We start from the raw sequence: 18,312 nt of genomic DNA on the forward strand, positions 1-18,312 counted from the left end.
ATACGCCCCGCGAGGCCGGGCCGGGGCTCAGACGCGCGAGCCGTCGTCCCAAGGATCGCGCGGTGCCTTCGGCATGTCCAGGACGAGGTAGACGAACCCGCCGACGAACCAGCCGACGAGCGCCCAGCCGACCAGCGGCGTGACGTAGAACGAGAACAGTCCAATGACAAGTGCGATGACCGGCGAGAGGAACACCCCCGCCCAGGCCAGGCCCCGCTGCCACGTGCGCGGGACGGGGAAGGGGGGCGGGGGAGGCGGCTGGAACTTCTCGGCGCGAGCGATCGCCTGCTCGCGACGCTCGACCTCGTCGACGTCGCGCAGGTGCTCGGGCAGCTCGTCGGTCAGGGGCTCCGCGGAGTCGTCGTCCGGATCGCCCGGCCGGTCGTCGCTCGGGCCCTCGACCCGGTCGGCGGGAGGGGTGTCGGCGCCGGGGGACGAGCGCTCCTGGTCGTCGAGGACGGCGCGCTCGCCGTAGTGGGCGACGATCTCGCGCCACGCGAGCTCGGTGCGGCTCTCGTCCTCCGGGCGACTCACGTGGTCAACGGTAGCGGGGGGCTGGTTCCGCGTCGCGGGTCGCTCGCCACCCGTGCGACGCGCCCGGGGCACGACCGCGCCGCGCTGGTGCACACTGTGCGCGTGAAGCTCCCCCTCCTGGGCACCCGGGCCCCGCTCCTCGACCCCGAGCGGGTCGCGCCGATGTCGACCCCCGCGCGGCCGGAGCTGACGGGAGGGCGGCGCATCGGCGTGCTGGTGCAGCACGGCTTCACCGGCAACCCGGCCTCGATGCGTCCGTGGGCCGAGGACCTCGCCGCACGCGGCTACGCCGTCGAGATGCCGCTGCTCCCCGGACACGGCACCCGCTGGCAGGACCTCAACAAGGTCACCTGGGCCGACTGGGTCGCGACCGTCGAAGGGGCCCTCGACAAGCTGTCGTCGGAGAACGACGCCGTGGTGGCCGTCGGGCTCTCGATGGGCGGCGCGCTGTGCCTGCGGCTCGCGGCCGACCACGGCGAGCAGCTCGCCGGCATCGTCGTGGTCAACCCCGCGGTCGACACGCTGCGCAAGGACGTCAGGCTGTTGCCCCTGCTCAAGCACGTCGTCCCGGGGATGCCGGGCATCGCCAACGACATCAAGAAGCCGGGCGCCGACGAGCACGGCTACCCGACCACGCCGCTGAGGGCGGCCGCGTCGATGTTCGCCGGCTACGCCGACCTGCGACGCGACCTGCCGAGGATCACCGTCCCGGTGCTCTTCTTCCGCTCGGCGGAGGACCACGTGGTCGACATCGCGAGCTCGCGCGCGCTGCACGCCCGCCTCTCCTCCACCGACTTCGAGGAGCGGGTGCTGGAGGACAGCTACCACGTCGCCACCCTCGACCACGACGCCCCGCGGATCTTCGCCGAGTCCGCCGAGTTCATCGAGCGGGTCACCGCCGCGCAGCAGGGATAGTCTCGGACAGTGCTCTATTGGTTCCTGAAGTGGATCGCCCTCGGGCCCGTCCTGCGACTCGTCTTCCGGCCCAAGGCCTACGGTGTGGAGAACGTACCCGAGGTGGGTCCGGCGATCCTCGCGAGCAACCACCTGTCGTACGCCGACTGGCTGTTCATGCCGCTCACGCTCAACCGTCGCGTCACCTTCGTCGCCAAGGCGGAGTACTTCACCAGCCCCGGCATCAAGGGCTGGTTCCAGAAGAAGTTCTTCACCGGCGCCGGCCAGGTGCCGATCGACCGCTCCGGCGCCAACGCCGCCGAGGGCGCGATGAAGTCGGCGATGCGGATCCTCGCCGACGGCGACCTCTTCGGCATCTACCCCGAGGGCACCCGATCCCACGACGGCCGGCTCTACCGCGGCAAGACCGGGGTGGCCAGGCTCGCGCTCGAGAGCGGCGCGCCCGTCATCCCGTGCGCGGTGGTCGGCACCGACGTCGTCGCCCCCACGGGCAAGGTCTACGGCACCTGGACCCGCCCGGTCGTGCGCTTCGGCACGCCGCTCGACTTCTCCCGCTACGCCGGGATGGAGAACGACCGCTACATCCTCCGCTCGATCACCGACGAGATCATGTACGAGATCATGCGGCTCTCCGGCCAGGAGTACGTCGACCTCTACGCCAGCAAGGCCAAGGAGCTCGAGAAGGAGAAGGCCAAGCAGGCCGAGCGCGAGAAGGCCGAGCGGGAGAAGGCGGCGCGCGAGCAGTCGGGCGAGCAGTCGGGCGAGCAGCCCGAGCAGTCCGAGCAGAAGGCGTCCTGAGCGTCCTGCGGCGCCCGCTGCCGGGGCACCCGCGGGCCGACTCCGCCCTCGCCGTCGAGGACCGCCTCTACTCCGCGCTCGCGCTCGTGCGGGTGGTCGTCACCGTCAACATGGTCGGCCTCAACGCCTACCGCCGCGACAGCTTCGCCCACCCCGACGTCGCGCTCGCCGTCGTGCTGGGGCTGGTCGTCTGGACGGGTGTCGCGATCTGGCTCTACAGCCGTCCCTCCACGCGTACGCCGGCGCTGCTCGTCGCCGACCTGCTGATCGCCGTGGCGGCCATCGCCGTGACGCCGTGGCTGAAGTCGGAGGGCTTCCTCGCCACGCTGCCGGGCTTCTGGGTGATGGGAGCGCTGCTGGCGTGGGCGATCCACTGGCACTGGAAGGGCGGCCTGGTCGCCGCCGTGGTGCTGTCGGCGACGGACCTGCTGCCGCGCCAGGTGGTCGACCAGGGCAACTACGGCAACGTCTTCCTCGTCGTCATCGGCGGTCCGATCGTGGGCTACATGTGCGAGTCGCTCCAGCGGATGGCGCGCGAGCGCGACGACGCCGAGCGGGCGGCGGCGGCCGCGGAGGAACGCACCCGCCTCGCCCGCGCCGTCCACGACGGCGTCCTGCAGGTGCTGGCGATGGTGCAGCGCCAGGGCGCGGCGGCCGGCGGCCAGTGGGCCGACCTCGGTCGGCTCGCGGGGGAGCAGGAGCGCGGCCTGCGCTCGCTCATCCGGCAGCAGGACACCGTGCCGGCCGGCGCCGGCGACCTGGTCGACCTCGCCGGTGCGCTGGAGGCCATGGCCACCGCGCACCCGGTGCGGGTCGAGGTCGCCACCCCCGGCGGCGCCGTGCCGATCGACGCCCACGTGGTCGCCGAGACCGTGGCGGCGGTCAAGGCGTGCCTCGACAACGTGCTGGCCCACGTCGGTCCCGACGCCACCGCCTGGGTCCTGGCCGAGGCCGCGCCGCGCGCCATCACCGTCTCGGTGCGCGACGACGGTCCCGGCATCGCGCCCGGGCGGCTCCACCAGGCCGAGGCCGAGGGGCGCGTGGGCGTGGCGTCGTCGATCCGCGGTCGCGTGGAGGGGCTCGGCGGCACCGCGACCGTGCAGAGCGGCGAGTGGGGCACCGAGTGGGAGCTGGCGGTGCCGCTGGGTCATCTGAGGACGGACAGCACTGACGCGTAGTTGTCCGTCCAGGTGACCTGGTCGTGGTCGTCGAGCCTGGACCACCCGTCTCGTGTCGTCAGAGCGTCGACTGTGGCGTTGTCCGGAGTGAGCACCACCCAGTCGCTCCCCACCTGGTCAGCACCGGGCGCACCGGTGGCGACGCCGCGCACACCAGTCCAGCGCAACTCGTCGGCGTGGGCGCTCAGCACCGGCGCGAGGTCGAAGATGCGGTTGCTGATGTGGATGACCAGGCTGCCACCCGGTGCTAGCCGGCCGGCATACTCGGCGAAGGCCTCCTGGGTCAGGAGGTGGACGGGAATCGAGTCAGAGCTGAACGCGTCAAGGACGATGACGTCGAACTCCCCGGCGGGCTGCTCGGCCAGCTTGAGCCGTCCGTCACCCACGACGACGTCGACGTCCGCGGCACTGTCGTCGAGGAATGTGAACCAGTCCTGCCGCTCCGCGATCGTCTGGATGGCGGGGTCGATCTCAACGAACGTGAGGTGATCGCCTGGGCGTCCGTACGCGGCGATCGCACCAGTGCCGAGCCCGACGACGGCCATGCGTGAATGGTCGACCGTCTCCATGACCGCTCCGAGCGGCCCTCCTTCGGCATAGTAGGCAGTGGGCCGCCCCCGGCGCGCGCCGTCCTGGAACTGGACGCCGTGCAGGGTGGTTCCGTGGAACAGCTTGTGGACTCCTCCCTGGTCCACCACGCGGTAGCTGCCGTAGAACGTTCGCTCGAGCTCCGTGGACGTCGCGAACGCCTGGAGCCCGAGGGCACCCGTTCCGACCAACAGACACAGTGTCAGTGCCACCGGCTGACGAGCGATGAACCACGCGCCTGCCGCTACCAGCGCCAGCACCGGCACGACAGCGAGAATGCCGACCCGAGCGGTGACCACCAGACCGGCGGCTGCCGCGAACATCGCCAGGCTGATGGCAAGGGCGCCGACGGCCACCCTGAACGACCGGTGGTAGCGGCGCGTGAACCACGTCGATCGCTGGGTCAGCAGACCGCCCATGAGCAGCGGCACCGCGGCGAGGCTCAGACCGTACTCCCACACGCGATTGAAGAACATGGGTGCGATGACACCGTTGACCAGGCCACCCAGAGCGCCTCCGACGGAGATCATGAGGTAGAAGCCGGTGAGGTGTTCGGTGGACGGACGGGTCGCCGCCAGTCGTGCGTGTGCCGCATAGCTGACGAGGGCGACCGTGGTGAGATCCACCGTCATCACCGCCCAGATCGGCAGCGCCGAACCGACGAGCGAGAGGACGCCGCTCAGCACCGCACTCACGACCGCGGCACGCGTCATTCCCACGGGCGGGTGACGGGTGCGTCGTGCGAAGGCAGCCACGAACGATGCCAGGTACACCGCGAGGGGGAGCACCCACAGGAGTGGGATGGGCGCGACGTCGGTGGACAGGTGAGCCGTCACCGCCAGCATCAGGCACGACGGAAGGAAGCCGAGCGCGCACCAGGTCAACACCTGCGGGGCGGCGGGTCCCGGGCGTCGTGGGGCGGTGGCGACCCTCTGCTCCCGAGAGGTGCGGGGAGCGCGAACGACCATTGCGCAGGTGGTCATGAGGACGAGGAAGATGCCGAGCGCGATGGTCCACGTCCAGCGCTGCTCGCTCAGTGTGAGCATCGGCTCGATGACGAACGGATAGCACAGAAGACCGAGGAAGCTGCCGAGGTTGCTCCCGGCGAAGAGGAAGTACGGATCATCCGCGCGGGGCCCGCGCGACCACGAGTACCACCGCTGGATGAGCGGACCAGTTGCGGAAAGAACGAGGAACGGCACGCCGACCATCAGCGTGAGTGTCCTGAGCAGCCAGAGGGTCGGTGAGGCATCCGCTGTCGGGGCGGCGTCCAGCGGAAGGGCCACCGGAAGGAACATGAGTGGCACGACGAGCACGAGGATGTGCAGTCGTGGCTGCCACCACGCCCCGAGACGGCGGGAGCTGACGTGGGCGTAGACGTAGCCCAGGAGCAACAGGACCTGGAAGAACAGGGAGCTGGTGCTCCACACGGTGGCCGAGCCACCGAACGACGGCAGAATGAGCTTCGCCGCCAGTGGCTGGACCATGAAGAGCAGGCTGGCCCCGAGCAGTGAGGTGGCAGCGAACAGGACTGCGATCCATGCCCCGCGCGGAGGCGGCTCGGCCATCGGCGGAGCGGCGATGGTCTGTGGCTCATCGATGGCCGGGGTGTCGAGCACGAGCGCCTCCTACGTCGCCGAGATACTAGGCATCTCCACGCGCCTGCGTGGGGACAATCAGCAAGACCTGACCGAGCGGGCGATGCCATGACGATCCACTCCGGCCATCCCTTCCCGACACCGGACGACCCCGTACGCCGCCTGCGCGGGCGCCTCGGCGGGACGGTCTCGCTGTGGACGGCCGGGGACGACACGGAGCGCGCCGGCCTGACGGTCACGTCGTGGCTGGTGGCGGGCGGCGAGCCCGGCAGGGTGGTGGCGCTGCTCGACCCGGACGCCGACCTCACCGAGCTGCTGCTCGAGTCGGGGCGGGGTGTCGTGCAGCTGCTGTCGTGGGACGACCGTGACCTGGCCGACGCCTTCGCCGGCACCGCCCCCGCACCCGGCGGGCCGTGGCGGATGGCCGACTGGGTCGCCACGTCGCACGGGCCGCGCCTCGCGCGGGCCGGCACCTGGGCCCTGGTCAGCGTCGAGACCGAGGCGGAGGCGGGGTGGTCCCGGCTGGTGACCTGCACCCTCGACGAGGTGGTGGTCGGCGAGGACGACGAGCCCCTGACGCACCGCCGGGGTCGCTACGTCCCACCGGCCGGCTGACTGGTCTAGTCTCCTCCCAGCTCTCGGAGGGGGAACACATGGTCAGGGTGATGGTGGTCGACGACCACCCGATGTGGCGCGACGCGGTCGAGCGGGACCTCGAGGCGGCCGGGCACGAGGTCGTGGCGGTGGCGGCCAACGGACGCGAGGCGATGGCGCGGTTCCCCGCGGCGGCGCCGCAGGTGGTGGTCCTCGACCTCCAGCTGCCCGACCACAGCGGGGTGCAGGTCACCGGCATGATGCTCGAGCACGACCCCACCGCCCGCGTGCTGATCCTCTCCGCCAGCGGTGAGCAGGACGACGTCCTGGACGCCATCAAGGCGGGCGCCACGGGCTACCTGGTCAAGTCGGCCTCGAGCGCCGAGCTCATCGACGCGGTCACCCGCGTCGCCGACGGCGACACGGTGTTCACCCCCGGGCTCGCGGGGCTGGTGCTGGGCGAGTTCCGGCGCATCGCCGACGGTCCCGCCGACGACCCGCGCGACCAGCTGACCGAGCGCGAGACCGAGATCCTCAAGATGGTCGCCACCGGCATGAGCTACAAGCAGATCGCCGGACGCCTGGTGCTCTCGCACCGCACCGTGCAGAACCACGTGCAGAACACCCTGCGCAAGCTCCAGATGAACAACCGGGTCCAGCTGACCCGGTGGGCCATCGAGCACGGTCTCGACGGGGCCTGACCTCCCGGTTCACGACGGGATCGTCACCACGGCGAGCACCCGGTCGACGGCGTCGTCCCCGGTGAGCTCGACGCGCCACTGGTCCGTGCCGCCCGACACCCCGCCCGACGTGCCGCACGGCGTGGGCTGCCGGTCGGCCGCGGCGCACGCGAGCGACAGCACCTCCCGCGACCGCACCACCCGCACGTCGCGCGCCTGGGTGGCGGTGACGTCGAGCGACGTCGTGGTCGCGAGACCCCGGCCCTCCGCGGAGGAGCTCCGCTCGACCGCCCCCGTCAGCCGGTAGCGCACCTGGATGCGGGTCGCGTCGGGGAAGGAGTACGACGACCCGCCCGCCGGCACGACGCGCGGCCCGGGTGCGGTGCGGCCGTCGGCGACGACCTCCACGTCGGACGCGGCGACCTCGCCGGCCCCGCCGAGGTCCGGGAGAGCGAGCCCGACCTCGTCGAGGGGGCGATCGGCGTGGATCCAGTGCGTCACCTCGAGGTCGCCGTCGGGGAGCACGTCGGTCACCGCCCGCGACTCGCCGGCCGCCGGCCAGCCGTCGATCGGCAGGGACGCCGCCGGCGGGCGCGAGGACCCGTCCACCCCGACGACCTGCCACACCGCGACGGCACCTCCGAGGACCCCCGCGAGCGCGAGCGCCACCAGCACGAGCGTCCGGCGAGCCGGTCGGTCCGGGCGGGCAGCGGGAGCGGCAGTGGGAGCGGGAGTGGGCGTGGGGGTGCGGGCGGGCGCCGGCGAGGCGGGTGCGACGACGCGGGGTTGTGCCGGCTGGGGTGCGCGGGGCGGCGGGGGAGCCGGTCGGGAGTCCGCGGGATTCGCCGTGGGGAGCGCCTCGGAGGTGGGCGCGGGGGAACCTGACGGGGCAGCAGACGGGGGCGCCGGCTGGGCGGCGCGGGGCGCGGGCGCGCGCTGCTCGGGGGCACGGCGCGGCGCCGGCGGCAGCACGGTGGGCAGGCGCTTCTGGTAGGGCTTCTTCGGGCTCATGTCGTCTCCGGGGGACCGATCGGCCGGGCACTCACCACGGCCAGGTTCTGGTAGCCGCCGCGTCCGGCGTCGTAGGGCGGCGCGCAGGTGACCAGCGTCAGCCGGAGCCCGCCGGCCGCGTCGTGGATCCAGGCGTCGTCGGCGAGGCTGCCCTGCGGCACCAGCCGGCGCGACGTCACCTCGAAGTCCTGCCGGAGGCCGTCGGCCTCGAGCCGCACCCGTGCGCCCTCCTGCGTCGTGAGCAGCTCGGCGAACGGTCCGAGTCCCTCGGACCGCGAGTCGACGTGGGCGGCGACGAGGATCGAGCCGAAGGGGTCGCCGATCCGGGAGCCGCCGCGCCACCACCCGGCGACGTCGACGTCGTCGGGCACGTCGAGGACGCCGGCCTCCGTCGTGCCGGCGGCGGCCACGGGCACGACGCGTCCGCTGGGCAGCGTGGCGCTGGCCGGCCGGCGCGGGGACACCTCCGAGCGCGCGCGGCGCGCGGGGCGGACCGGTGCGGCGCCGGGACCAGCGGACTGCGTCGTCGTCTCGTCGGCAGCCGGCGGGGTGGCGACCGTGCCGGCCCCGGCGCACCCGGCGCCGAGGAGGAGGCAGGCGGACACCAGGACCCCGGGTGCGCTGCGGGTCATCCCGCGGGTGGTGGCGCGGAGGTGCCGGCTCGCGGGTGACGCGTGCTGGTGCGGGAGCGTCGCGAGACGACGAGGAGGCCCAGCGCCATCAGCGCCGCCAGCGCCGTCGCCGCGACGGCGGGCCACGCCCCGTCCGACGGGCCGGCGGTGGGCAGGTCTGCGCCGGGTGCGGCGAACGGGGCGACCGGGTCGCGGACCAGTCCCGCCGCGCCGGTGTCGATGCGGGAGGGACGCACGCTCCCGTCGGGGGCGAGCTGCGCCGTGTGCGCGATGACGTTCATCGAGCCGTCGCGCGGGTTGCCGTAGGCGTAGATCATCGAGAGGGTGCGGGCCTCCAGCGCCACGTCGAGCGGCCCGAGGATGGGGTCGGCGTCGGTCCCGGCGGGCAGCAGCGCCACCTCGATCGACCCGGCCGGCACGTCGGCGTCGGCGAACTCCCCGTTGGCGATGTTGGTGAAGACGGTCTGCCCGTCCACCTCGACGTCGGCCGGCGCGACGGTCGCGGTGTGGGCGAGGAGGACGCGGGCCTTGCCGGGGCCGATGTGGCCAGTGGGCGCGGCGTAGGAGTGGACGACGGGATCGCCGCCCACCTCGGCCGGCAGGTGCAGGACGACGTCGCTGGCCTCGCCGGCGCCGACGTCGAGGGTCGAGTCGACCCGGACGCCGTCGCCGCGGAAGGTGATCTCGTGGTCGCCGGCCGGCAGGTCGAACGGGCCCAGCACGTCGCCGACCGCGGCACCCGCGGCGACCTCGCGCCCGTCGACGGACACGTCGACCGAGGCGCCGGGCACGGCCTGGATGACGGTGACCCGGGCGGGCGCTGGTGCCGGTGTGTCGGCGCTCGCGGGCGGGCCGACCACGAGCGGCAGACACGCTGCCGCCACCAGTGCACGAAGTCGTCGACGCATCCCCACCACACCCCCAGAGCCCGGCGTCCCGAGCGGGAGACCGTCCTCACCTGAACACCCGCCGATCGGGCGGCTCAACCCCGATATGGGGTATGCCCACGCACGTCTCGCCGGGCCACGGGCTACGGTCGGTCTCGCCCGGTGGCCGGGCGGGCGAGAGCGAGGAGCAGCGTGGACGACGAGACCGTGGTCGAGGCCTACCGCGCGCGCATCGGGCTGGACGCCGTGCCGCCCCCGACCCTGGCCGGGCTGCGCGAGGTCCACCGGGCCCACGTCGCCACGATCCCCTACGACAACCTCTCCACGATGCTCGGGCGTCCCGACCCGGTCGACCGGGTCGCGGCCGCGGCGCGTGCCGCCGGTGGCCGGCGGGTCGGCTACTGCTTCCAGCAGAACGGCGCGCTCGGCTGGCTCCTGGAGCGGCTCGGGTTCGCCGTCAGCCGCCGCCACGGCCACGTCTGGTTCCGGCCCGAGGACGAGCTCGGCACCGCGCTCAACCACCTGATGCTCGTCGTCTCCGGGCTGCCCACCGACGACAACCCCGGCGGCCACTGGTGGGCGGACGCCGGTCTGGGGGAGGGCTTCGCCGAGCCGCTGCCCCTCGTGCGCGGCGACCACCTGGTCGACGGGTGGTCGTTCGGCATCGGTGCGGGCTACGGCGCCCAGGCGGCCGGGCGCCCGACCGGGCCCGCGGCCTGGACCTACCGGCACCTGCCCGGCGGGGTGCTGCGGGGCATGGTCGTCACGTCCCGCGACCACTCGGCCGAGGCCGTCGAGGCGGCGCACGCGACGCTCAGCCGCGCGGCCGACTCGCCCTTCCGGCGCGTCGTCGTCGTCCAGCGCATCGACGGGGCGCGCCAGCTCACCGTGCGGGGACTGGTGCACCAGGTCATGACGCCGGCCGGGAAGGACCAGCGCGACCTGACGTCGTACGACGAGTGGCGCGGCGCGCTGGCCGACGACCTGCTCCTCGCCGTCGACGACGTCACCGACGACGAGTGGACCTCGCTGTGGGAGCGCACCCTGGCCTCCCACCGGGCCTGGGACGACGCGGGTCGGCCGTGACGGCGCGGCAGTGGCGGCGGGCCACCGCGGACGACGTGGTCGCGCTGCGCGACCTGGAGCGCGTCGCGAGCCGCACGGGGCTCGCCCACGTGTTCGGAGAGCTGCCCTACCCCGACGACGACGTGCTCGCGCGCTGGGCGCTGCTCCTCGACGACGCGGGCGTGATCGTGGAGGTCGTGGAGGACGAGCACGGGCTGGTCGCCCTCGCCGCCCACGACGGCTCCACGCTGCGGCACCTGGCGGTGCGACCCGACCACTGGAACGCCGGGCTGGGCCGGGAGGGCTTCCTCCGTGCCGAGGCGGCGGGAGCACGGCGGCTGTGGGTCCTCGAGGCCAACGCCCGGGCGCGCCGGCTCTACGGGTCCCTCGGCTGGGCGCCGACCGGCGTCACCCAGGAGTGCCCCTGGCCGCCCTGTCCGACCGAGGTGGAGTACGCGGCTCCCTAGGATCGGTGCATGCCGGACGCCGACCCGCTGCTGGAGATCGCCGACGACCTCTACGCCCTGCCCCTCGCCGACTTCACGCCCGCGCGCGACGCGCTCGTCAAGGAGCACAAGGCCGACAAGGACCTCGCCGCCTCGATCAAGGGGCTGCGCAAGGCGTCCGTCGCGGCGTGGGTGGTCAACCTGCTCGTGCGCCGCGACCCCGACCAGGTCGACCAGGTGCTGGCCGTCGGCGAGGCCCTGCGCGACGCGCAGGACAACCTCGACGCCACCCAGCTGCGCGAGTTCACCAAGCAGCGCCGCCAGCTGACCGCGTCGGTCACCACGGCGGCGCGCCGGATGGCGCGCGAGGAGGGGGTGCGCACGACGGAGTCGGTGGCCGAGCAGGTGGAGGCCACCCTCACGGCCGCCATGCTGGAGCCCGACGCGGCGCGCGCCGTGCGGAGCGGCCTGCTGGTGTCCGCGCTGTCGGCGACCGGGCTGGGCGACCTCGACCTCAGCGGCGCCGTGGCCGTGCCCGAGGCGCTCGGCTTCAGCGCGAAGGCCCGCCCGGCGCCGGGCCCCGACCCGACGCAGCGCCCGCAGCTCCACGTCGTCCCCGACCCCGACGCCGACGTCAAGGCGCGGGCGGCGGCCGACGAGCGGCTCGCCGAGGCGCGCGCCACGCTGAAGGAGCACGAGAAGGAGCACCGGGCGGCCCGCCGGTCGGTGGAGAAGCTGCAGGCGCGCACGCTCCAGGTCCAATCCGAGATCGACGAGCTGCGCGGGCGGATCGCCTCGCTCGAGGACACCCTCGAGGAGGTCGACGAGGAGCTCGCCGAGGCCGAGGCGGCACAGGCCGAGGTCGAGGAGGCCGTCGACGAGGCCAGGTCGCAGGTCGAGGCGGCACGCGAGGCGCGCGAGCGGCTGAAGGGCTGACCCCCGCTCAGCCGAGGCTCGCCCACCCCTTCGACCGCTCCACCGCCTCGCTCCACCTGGCGTAGGCCGCGTCGAGCGCGCCGCGGTCGCCCCCGGGCTCGAAGCGCCGGTCCAGCGACCACGTCTCGCGCAGGTCGTCCGTCGAGTCCCACACCCCGGTGCCGAGCCCGGCGAGGAAGGCCGCGCCGAGCGCCGTCGTCTCCACGATCTCCGGTCGCTCCACCGCTCGCCCCATCTGGTCGGCCTGGAGCTGGCAGAGGAAGTCGTTGGCCGCCGCGCCGCCGTCGACGCGCAGCGTGGTGAGCTCGGGCAGGGTCTCCAGCACGTCGCGCACCTCGAAGGCGATCCCCTCGAGCGTGGCGCGCACGAGGTGGGCGCGCGTGGTGCCGCGGGTGATGCCGAGGATGGCGCCCCGCGCATGCGGGTCCCAGTGCGGGGCCCCGAGCCCGGTGAGCGCCGGCACGAAGACCACGCCGTCGGAGTCGTCCACGGTCGCGGCGAGGGCCGCGGTCTCGGCGGCGCTGCCCACGATCTGCAGCCCGTCGCGCAGCCACTGCACCGCCGCCCCGGTGACGAAGATGGCGCCCTCCAGGGCGTAGGTCAGCTCACCTCCGGGGGAGCGCCACGCGGCGGTCGACAGCAGCCCGGCGTCGCTGCGCACCGCCGTGCCGCCGGTGTTGGTGAGCACGAAGGAGCCGGTGCCGTAGGTGCACTTGGACTCGCCCTCGTCGAAGCAGGTCTGCCCGAAGAGCGCGGACTGCTGGTCGCCCGCGACCCCCGCGATCGGCAGGGACAGGCCGAGGAAGGTGGCCGGGTCGGTCGGCGCGATCTCGCCCCAGTTGGGCACCAGGTCGGGCAGCGCGTCGCGGGGGACGCCGAAGAGCTCGCACAGCTCGTCGGACCACTCGCCCGACTCGAGGTCGAGCAGCAGGGTGCGGCAGGCGTTGGAGACGTCCGTGACGTGCCAGGTGCCGCGCGTCATCCGGGCGATGAGGTAGGAGTCGACCGTGCCGACGGCGTACCTGCCGGACTGGACGAGCGCCCACGTGTGCGGCTCGTTCTCGGCCAGCCACGTCAGCTTGGTGCCGGAGAAGTACGGGTCGAGGCGCAGGCCGGTGAGCTCGGCGACCCGGTCCTCGTGGCCCTCGGCCCGGAGCCGGTCGCAGATGTCTGCCGTGCGCCGGTCCTGCCACACGATCGCCCGCCGCGGCGAGCCGAGCGTCTCGCGGTCCCACAGCACGATCGTCTCGCGCTGGTTGGTGATGCCGATCGCCGTCAGCTCCGACTGGTCGACCTTGGTGAGCACCTCGCGGGTGGCCTCGATGGTGGCCTGCCAGATCTCCTCGGCCGAGTGCTCGACCCAGCCGGGCCGCGGGAAGTGCTGGCGGAACTCCTGGTAGCCCGTGGCCTCGATCCGGCCGTCGGGCGTGACGACGACGGCGGTGACCCCGGTCGTGCCGGCGTCGATGGCCAGGATGCTCACTGCGCGTCGCCCCGGAGGATCGCGAGCACCCGGCGGTCGATCCAGGCCGGTCGCAGGCCGGGCGCGACGCGCATCTCGTAGTTCTCCGACCCGACCCACTCCCGGAAGCTGTCCTTGCCCTCCGCCTTGGCGAGCGACTCGAGCTCGATCATCAGTGCGTCGTCGACCGGCACCTGCTCCTCGGGCGTCGAGGCGGTCAGGTAGAGCTCGTTGAGCTCGACCAGGCGCGTCAGCTCGGCGACGGGGTCGGCGTGGTCGTCCACCCGGAGGTCCACCGCGACGTCGTCGTGGCCGCCGTAGCCGGCTCCGTCGCGCACGACGAGCAGCGCCGCGGACTGGCGCCCGCGGCTGTCGCCGCCCGCCTCGTCGCCCGCCGTCAGCGCGGCGAGCAGGCGGCGCTCGAGCGAGCGGCCCTCGGCGCCGATCCATGCCCGCTCCATCGCCTCCACCACCTCGGGTCCGGTGAGGATGTTGCCCTGGATCGCGTAGCCGCCCCGCTCACCGCTGCGTCCGGTCGTCCCGCCGGCCCAGGCGAAGCACTCGGCTCCGGTGAAGGTCGCGGCGTTGCCGTCGGAGTCGACGATGCCGACCTGCCGGTGCTCGCGGTCCTCGTCGTCCTCCACCAGCCGGTCGAGGGCGACCTGGGCGGTCGCGCCGTCGTCGAGGTGGGCGAGACCGAGGTACTTGTAGGAGGTGTTGGCGTCGGCCTGCGTGGCGATGGCGCCGATGCCGGCCGCGGCCGCAGGGACGGCCGAGCCCACGGCCAGGAACTTGGAGGCCACCGCGACGCCCCACGACTCACCGTCGTCGGACCGGGCCACGATCGAGAACGTCATGGCCCGACCCTAGTGTGAGCACGTGCTGACTCGTCTCGGCTTCCCCCGCGTCGGGGAGCACCGCAGGTTCGTCGCGGCCATCGTCGCCGACACCGTGGGCAGCGGCCTGTTCATGCCGATCACGCTGCTCTACTTCATCGCGATGACCGACCTGTCCCTGGTGCAGGTCGGGACGGCGCTGTCGCTCTCCGCGGTGCTGACGATGCCGGGCGCCTTCGTGATCGGCAGCCTCGTCGACCGGTTCGGCCCGCGCCGGATGATGCTCGCGGGCAACCTGGTCCAGGCCGCCGGCATGGTGGCCTACCTGTGGGCCGACTCGCTGCTCGCCGTGGCGCTGTGGACGGCCCTGCTCAACCTTGGACGCCAGTCGTTCTGGGGGTCGTTCGGCAACGTCGTCACCGCGATCTCGGCACCGGGGGAGCGGGAGGTGTGGTTCGGCTTCCTCCAGGCGGTGCGCAACCTCGGCTACTCCGTCGGCGGCGTGCTGGCCGGCCTGGCGCTGCAGATCGGCACCGACATGGCCTACCAGTCGGTCGTGGTGGTCAACGCGGTGACCTTCCTCCTGGCGTTCGTCCTGCTCCTCGACGTGCCCGACCACCGCGCCGCCCATGCGGACGACGCGCCGGTGGAGGGATGGGGTGTGGTCCTCCGCGACGGGGCCTACCTGCGCCTGGTGGCGGGCCAGTTCGGGTTCGTGGCGGGGATGATGGTGCTCAACTTCGCGCTGCCGGTCTACGTCGCCGAGACCATCGAGCTCCCGGGCTGGGTGGTCGGGGCGATCTTCACCCTCAACACCGCGATGGTCGGGCTGTGCCAGGGACTCGTCGTACGCCGGATGAACGGGCAGGTCCGGGCCCGGATGATGGGCCTGGCCCAGGTCGCCTTCGTCGCCGGCTACGCGCTGTTCGTCGTGGCCGGCTGGCTGCCGGTGTGGCTCGCGGCCGTGGCGATGCTGGTCGGCGTCGCCGTCTACACCGGCGGCGAGCTCGCGGGTGGGCCGGTGTTCAGCGCGACGGCCGCCGAGGCCGCCCCCGACCACCTCCGCGGCCGCTACCTCGGGCTGTTCCAGCTCAGCTGGGGCATCGGCGGAGCGGTGACCCCGATCGCGTTCACCTGGCTGCTCGCGCACGGACAGACCACGGTGTGGTGGGTGCTGGCGCTGGTCGCCGTGGTCAGCGCGGCCTACCTCCAGCGGCTGCCCCGCGTGCTGCCGGCCGCCGGGAGGCGGGTCACCGACCGCACCGGGCAGGCGGAGCCGGAGGCGGCGTAGGTCAGGCCTGGCCGATGTCGGCGAGCAGGTCGGTGAACCACTGCTGCGAGGCGTCGAACGGCTTGTGGCCCGCGATCCGCTCGAACTCGATGGCGCGCAGCTCGTCGCCGCGGTCCTCGTCGTGGCCGATGACGCCCGCCCGGCCCTCGAGGGCGCAGGCGACGGCGAGCGTGGCCATCTCGCGGATCAGGGCCAGGTCAGTCTCGTTGGCCGGCGCCGAGCGGGAGAAGTAGCCCGACTTCTGCACCATCGTCTTCTCCGCGTCGATGGCCTCGGAGAAGTGGCCGGCGAAGTACTGCCCCGGGTTGATCGTGTCGATCTTGACGTGGCCGAAGGGGTCGCGACCGACCGTCTCCCCGGCCGCCTCGAGGTCGGCGACGATGTCGTTGATGCCGGCCCCCTCGGCGAGGAAGATGTTGACGCACCCGGTCTCGTCCATCACCTCGCGCAGCCGCTCGGCCTCGGCGGCCAGGTCGATGCCGATCTCGGGCACGTAGACCGCGTGGATCGCCCACGTGCGCGGGTCCAGGCCGATGCCGGGCAGCCACTCCTGCTCGGCGTGCCAGGCCATGTAGTCGCGCGCGGCCGACGCGGTGAGCCAGCCGCTGGCGCGGCCCATCACCTCGTGCACGATCAGCATCCGCGGGTTGGAGCCGTGCTCGGCGAGCACGTTGCGGGCGAAGCGTGCGGCCTCCTCGGCGGCGGTCTGCGCGCCGAGGCTCTGCCGGATCGGGACGATGTCGTTGTCGATGGTCTTGGGCAGGCCGACGACCGTCAGCTCGGAGCCCTGGGCGGCGAGGTGCGCCGCCAGGTCGGCCGCCGCGGTGTTGGTGTCGTCGCCCCCGATGGTGTGCAGCACGTCGACGCCGTCGGCCTTGAGTCGCGCGGCGGCCACCTCGAGGGCGGACTCGCCCTCGCCGATCAGGCCCCGCCTGCGGCAGTCCTCGTCGTTGGTCAGCTTGACGCGACTGTTGCCGATCGGGCTCCCGCCGAACCGGTGGAGCAGGGCGGCACCGGCGCGCTCCTCGGGGCCGACCGTGATGCTGTTGCCGGTCAAGAGCCCGTGGTAGCCGTGCCGGTAGGCGATGAGCTCGATGTCGGGGTCGGTGGCGTCGTAGGTCTCGATGAGTGCCCCCACGGCGGAGGACAGGCACGGCGCGTAGCCGCCGGCAGTCAGGATCGCAACACGCTTCGGCATGGGGGAAGGGTAGTTGGATCGTTCACATGCCCGGTAGGGCGTCCATCGGGCCGCCCGGCTCACCCCTTCGGTCGTGCCGCCGGCGCTCCGCGCGCGACACGACGTCGTCCGGGGTGCAGGGGTGGTTGCCACGTCTGCGCGGCAGGGCCATTGTGAGGGGACGCCGTGCGGGGGCACGGGCCGACGATGGGAGCCTCGGATGAGCGCGACAGAAGCCGCGGAGCAGGACGTCAACGGATCGGGGTCCACCGAGCTCAAGCGGGTGCTCGGCCCCAAGCTGCTGCTCCTGTTCATCGTCGGCGACATCCTCGGCGCCGGCGTGTACGCCGTCACGGGCAAGCTGGCCGGTCAGGTCGGCGGCATCGCGTGGCTGCCGTTCCTGGTCGCCTTCGCGGTCGCGACGGTGACGGCGTTCAGCTATCTCGAGCTGGTCACGAAGTACCCGCAGGCCGCGGGCGCCGCGCTCTACGCGCACAAGGCATTCGGCATCCACTTCATCACGTTCCTGGTGGCCTTCACGGTGGTGTGCTCGGGCGTCACGAGCGCCTCGACGTCCTCCAACCTCCTGGCCGCCAACCTGCTCATCGGCTTCGGCAACGACGACCCGAGCACCACCGCCACCCTCGTGACGGCGCTCGTCTTCATGGTGGTGCTGGCCGCGATCAACCTGCGCGGCGTCGGGGAGAGCGTGAAGTTCAACGTGCTCCTCACGATCGTGGAGATGACGGCCCTCGCCATCGTCATCGGCATCGGCATCTGGGTGGTCGGCCGCGGCGACGGTGACCTGGGACGGATCACGGTCTTCGAGAGCCCCGATGACAAGGGCCTCTTCATGGCGGTCACCGTCGCCACGGCGATCGCCTTCTTCTCGATGGTTGGCTTCGAGGACTCCGTCAACATGGTGGAGGAGACCCAGGACCCGCTGCGGATCTTCCCGCGCACGATGCTCACCGGCCTGGGCATCGCCGTCGTGATCTACATGCTCGTCGCCATCTCGGTCGTGGCGGTCATCCCGTCGGGGCAGATCCTCGAGCCGACCAACGCCGAGGCCGGCATCCTGCTCGACGTGGTCAAGATCGGCGCCCCCGACCTGCCGATCGACACCGTCTTCCCGTTCCTCACCGTCTTCGCGGTCGCCAACACCGCCCTCATCAACATGCTGATGGCGAGCCGGCTCATCTACGGCATGGCGCGCCAGGACGTGCTCCCGCGCTCGCTCGGCAAGGTGCTGGCCGGTCGCCGGTCGCCGTGGACCGCGATCCTCTTCACCACGCTGCTGGCGCTGGCCCTGATCACGGTGGTCACCCTCGACTCGGAGTCCTCGGTCGTCGGTGCGCTCTCGGGCACCACGGCGCTCCTGCTGCTGGCGGTGTTCACGATCGTCAACATCGCCTGCCTGGTGCTGCGGCGCGACCCCACGCCGGACGCCGCGTTCCGCGCGCCGTCGTTCCTGCCCGTCGTCGGCGCCGTCTGCTGCGGCTACCTCCTCGGGCCGTGGGCGAGGCTCGAGGCCGACATGGTGCAGTACAAGATCGCCGCCGGGCTGCTCGCCATCGGCGTGGTGCTGTGGGCGCTGACCTGGATGACCAACCGCGGTGTGCGGGCCAAGAAGACCGGGTTCCGCGACATCGACCACCTCGACGAGTGACGCGCCGGGCGGCGA

At 73.0% G+C, this 18,312-nt stretch carries 18 protein-coding genes; 10 read left to right on the top strand and 8 right to left on the bottom strand.

Going from position 1 to position 18,312, the window contains the following annotated elements; translation table 11 throughout:
* Positions 1-27 precede the first annotated feature (27 nt).
* On the bottom strand, positions 28-534 hold the full coding sequence (locus AC4H2S_RS08910; RefSeq protein ID WP_491496598.1) for a hypothetical protein: 507 nt from the start codon (positions 532-534) through the stop codon (positions 28-30).
* A gap of 102 nt (positions 535-636) precedes the next feature.
* On the opposite strand from AC4H2S_RS08910, the gene AC4H2S_RS08915 reads away from it, so the two are divergent.
* Genes AC4H2S_RS08915 through macS form a run of 3 tightly spaced genes read left to right on the top strand, consistent with a single transcriptional unit; the run spans position 637 to position 3,425 of the window.
* A complete protein-coding gene (locus AC4H2S_RS08915; RefSeq protein WP_491496599.1) occupies positions 637-1,449 on the top strand; it encodes an alpha/beta hydrolase in 813 nt (270 codons plus the stop codon).
* Between the two features lie 9 nt (positions 1,450-1,458).
* Positions 1,459-2,247, top strand: coding sequence for a lysophospholipid acyltransferase family protein (locus tag AC4H2S_RS08920; RefSeq protein ID WP_491496600.1), 789 nt, complete (start codon positions 1,459-1,461; stop codon positions 2,245-2,247).
* 17 nt (positions 2,248-2,264) lie between these two features.
* Complete coding sequence (macS, locus tag AC4H2S_RS08925; RefSeq protein ID WP_491496758.1) at positions 2,265-3,425, top strand: MacS family sensor histidine kinase; 1,161 nt, start codon at positions 2,265-2,267, stop codon at positions 3,423-3,425.
* On the opposite strand, the gene AC4H2S_RS08930 is transcribed toward macS, so the two are convergent.
* A complete protein-coding gene (locus AC4H2S_RS08930; protein WP_491496601.1) occupies positions 3,395-5,632 on the bottom strand; it encodes a fused MFS/spermidine synthase in 2,238 nt (745 codons plus the stop codon). The two genes, macS and AC4H2S_RS08930, sit on opposite strands and share 31 nt — an antisense overlap.
* A gap of 87 nt (positions 5,633-5,719) precedes the next feature.
* Between AC4H2S_RS08930 and AC4H2S_RS08935 the strand changes: the two genes are divergently transcribed.
* Both AC4H2S_RS08935 and AC4H2S_RS08940 read left to right on the top strand, forming a co-directional pair.
* A complete protein-coding gene (locus AC4H2S_RS08935) occupies positions 5,720-6,226 on the top strand; it encodes a flavin reductase family protein (RefSeq protein ID WP_491496602.1) in 507 nt (168 codons plus the stop codon).
* Between the two features lie 38 nt (positions 6,227-6,264).
* The gene (locus AC4H2S_RS08940; protein ID WP_491496603.1) at positions 6,265-6,906 is read left to right on the top strand and encodes a response regulator; all 642 of its coding nucleotides are present in this window, start codon (positions 6,265-6,267) and stop codon (positions 6,904-6,906) included.
* 9 nt (positions 6,907-6,915) lie between these two features.
* On the opposite strand, the gene AC4H2S_RS08945 is transcribed toward AC4H2S_RS08940, so the two are convergent.
* From AC4H2S_RS08945 to AC4H2S_RS08955, 3 genes are all read right to left on the bottom strand, one after another.
* The gene (locus AC4H2S_RS08945; protein ID WP_491496604.1) at positions 6,916-7,554 is read right to left on the bottom strand and encodes a hypothetical protein; all 639 of its coding nucleotides are present in this window, start codon (positions 7,552-7,554) and stop codon (positions 6,916-6,918) included.
* Positions 7,555-7,892: 338 nt separating this feature from the next.
* Positions 7,893-8,528 carry a class F sortase gene (locus tag AC4H2S_RS08950; protein WP_491496605.1) on the bottom strand — a complete coding sequence of 212 codons (636 nt, stop codon included), beginning with the start codon at positions 8,526-8,528 and terminating at the stop codon, positions 7,893-7,895.
* A complete protein-coding gene (locus AC4H2S_RS08955; protein WP_491496606.1) occupies positions 8,525-9,412 on the bottom strand; it encodes a DUF4397 domain-containing protein in 888 nt (295 codons plus the stop codon). The genes AC4H2S_RS08950 and AC4H2S_RS08955 overlap by 4 nt, the downstream gene beginning before the upstream one ends.
* A gap of 195 nt (positions 9,413-9,607) precedes the next feature.
* On the opposite strand from AC4H2S_RS08955, the gene AC4H2S_RS08960 reads away from it, so the two are divergent.
* From AC4H2S_RS08960 to AC4H2S_RS08970, 3 genes are read left to right on the top strand one after another with little or no spacing between them, the layout of a single operon-like run.
* Complete coding sequence (locus tag AC4H2S_RS08960; protein ID WP_491496607.1) at positions 9,608-10,501, top strand: arylamine N-acetyltransferase family protein; 894 nt, start codon at positions 9,608-9,610, stop codon at positions 10,499-10,501.
* Positions 10,498-10,947, top strand: coding sequence for a GNAT family N-acetyltransferase (locus AC4H2S_RS08965; protein WP_491496608.1), 450 nt, complete (start codon positions 10,498-10,500; stop codon positions 10,945-10,947). Before AC4H2S_RS08960 ends, AC4H2S_RS08965 begins: the two co-directional genes overlap by 4 nt.
* A gap of 9 nt (positions 10,948-10,956) precedes the next feature.
* Positions 10,957-11,862 (top strand): hypothetical protein, encoded by a 906-nt coding sequence (locus AC4H2S_RS08970; RefSeq protein ID WP_491496609.1) that lies wholly within the window; start codon positions 10,957-10,959, stop codon positions 11,860-11,862.
* Positions 11,863-11,869: 7 nt separating this feature from the next.
* On the opposite strand, the gene glpK is transcribed toward AC4H2S_RS08970, so the two are convergent.
* The gene (glpK, locus tag AC4H2S_RS08975) at positions 11,870-13,345 is read right to left on the bottom strand and encodes a glycerol kinase GlpK (protein ID WP_491496610.1); all 1,476 of its coding nucleotides are present in this window, start codon (positions 13,343-13,345) and stop codon (positions 11,870-11,872) included.
* Positions 13,342-14,181 carry a DUF1028 domain-containing protein gene (locus tag AC4H2S_RS08980; RefSeq protein WP_491496611.1) on the bottom strand — a complete coding sequence of 280 codons (840 nt, stop codon included), beginning with the start codon at positions 14,179-14,181 and terminating at the stop codon, positions 13,342-13,344. Before AC4H2S_RS08980 ends, glpK begins: the two co-directional genes overlap by 4 nt.
* A 22-nt stretch (positions 14,182-14,203) precedes the next feature.
* Between AC4H2S_RS08980 and AC4H2S_RS08985 the strand changes: the two genes are divergently transcribed.
* A complete protein-coding gene (locus AC4H2S_RS08985; protein ID WP_491496612.1) occupies positions 14,204-15,451 on the top strand; it encodes an MFS transporter in 1,248 nt (415 codons plus the stop codon).
* A gap of 1 nt (position 15,452) precedes the next feature.
* Here AC4H2S_RS08985 and AC4H2S_RS08990 read toward each other — a convergent pair whose 3' ends face one another.
* Entirely contained in the window at positions 15,453-16,649 is a 1,197-nt protein-coding gene (locus AC4H2S_RS08990) for a pyrophosphate--fructose-6-phosphate 1-phosphotransferase (RefSeq protein WP_491496613.1), read from the bottom strand.
* 199 nt (positions 16,650-16,848) lie between these two features.
* Here AC4H2S_RS08990 and AC4H2S_RS08995 point away from each other — a divergent pair, with 199 nt between their 5' ends.
* Positions 16,849-18,297 (top strand): APC family permease, encoded by a 1,449-nt coding sequence (locus AC4H2S_RS08995; protein WP_491496614.1) that lies wholly within the window; start codon positions 16,849-16,851, stop codon positions 18,295-18,297.
* The last annotated feature ends 15 nt before the right edge of the window (positions 18,298-18,312 follow it).

It is taken from the genome of Nocardioides sp. Z13_37, assembly GCF_058355585.1.

What these genes read in the sequence shown, in the direction of transcription:
- AC4H2S_RS08935 (WP_491496602.1), top strand. Translation starts at nt 5,720, where the DNA reads ATGACGATCCACTCCGGCCATCCCTTCCCGACACCGGACGACCCCGTA.
- AC4H2S_RS08940 (WP_491496603.1), top strand. Translation starts at nt 6,265, where the DNA reads ATGGTCAGGGTGATGGTGGTCGACGACCACCCGATGTGGCGCGACGCG.
- AC4H2S_RS08995 (WP_491496614.1), top strand. Translation starts at nt 16,849, where the DNA reads ATGAGCGCGACAGAAGCCGCGGAGCAGGACGTCAACGGATCGGGGTCC.
- AC4H2S_RS08980 (WP_491496611.1), bottom strand. Translation starts at nt 14,181, where the DNA reads ATGACGTTCTCGATCGTGGCCCGGTCCGACGACGGTGAGTCGTGGGGC.
- AC4H2S_RS08970 (WP_491496609.1), top strand. Translation starts at nt 10,957, where the DNA reads ATGCCGGACGCCGACCCGCTGCTGGAGATCGCCGACGACCTCTACGCC.
- AC4H2S_RS08990 (WP_491496613.1), bottom strand. Translation starts at nt 16,649, where the DNA reads ATGCCGAAGCGTGTTGCGATCCTGACTGCCGGCGGCTACGCGCCGTGC.
- AC4H2S_RS08950 (WP_491496605.1), bottom strand. Translation starts at nt 8,528, where the DNA reads ATGACCCGCAGCGCACCCGGGGTCCTGGTGTCCGCCTGCCTCCTCCTC.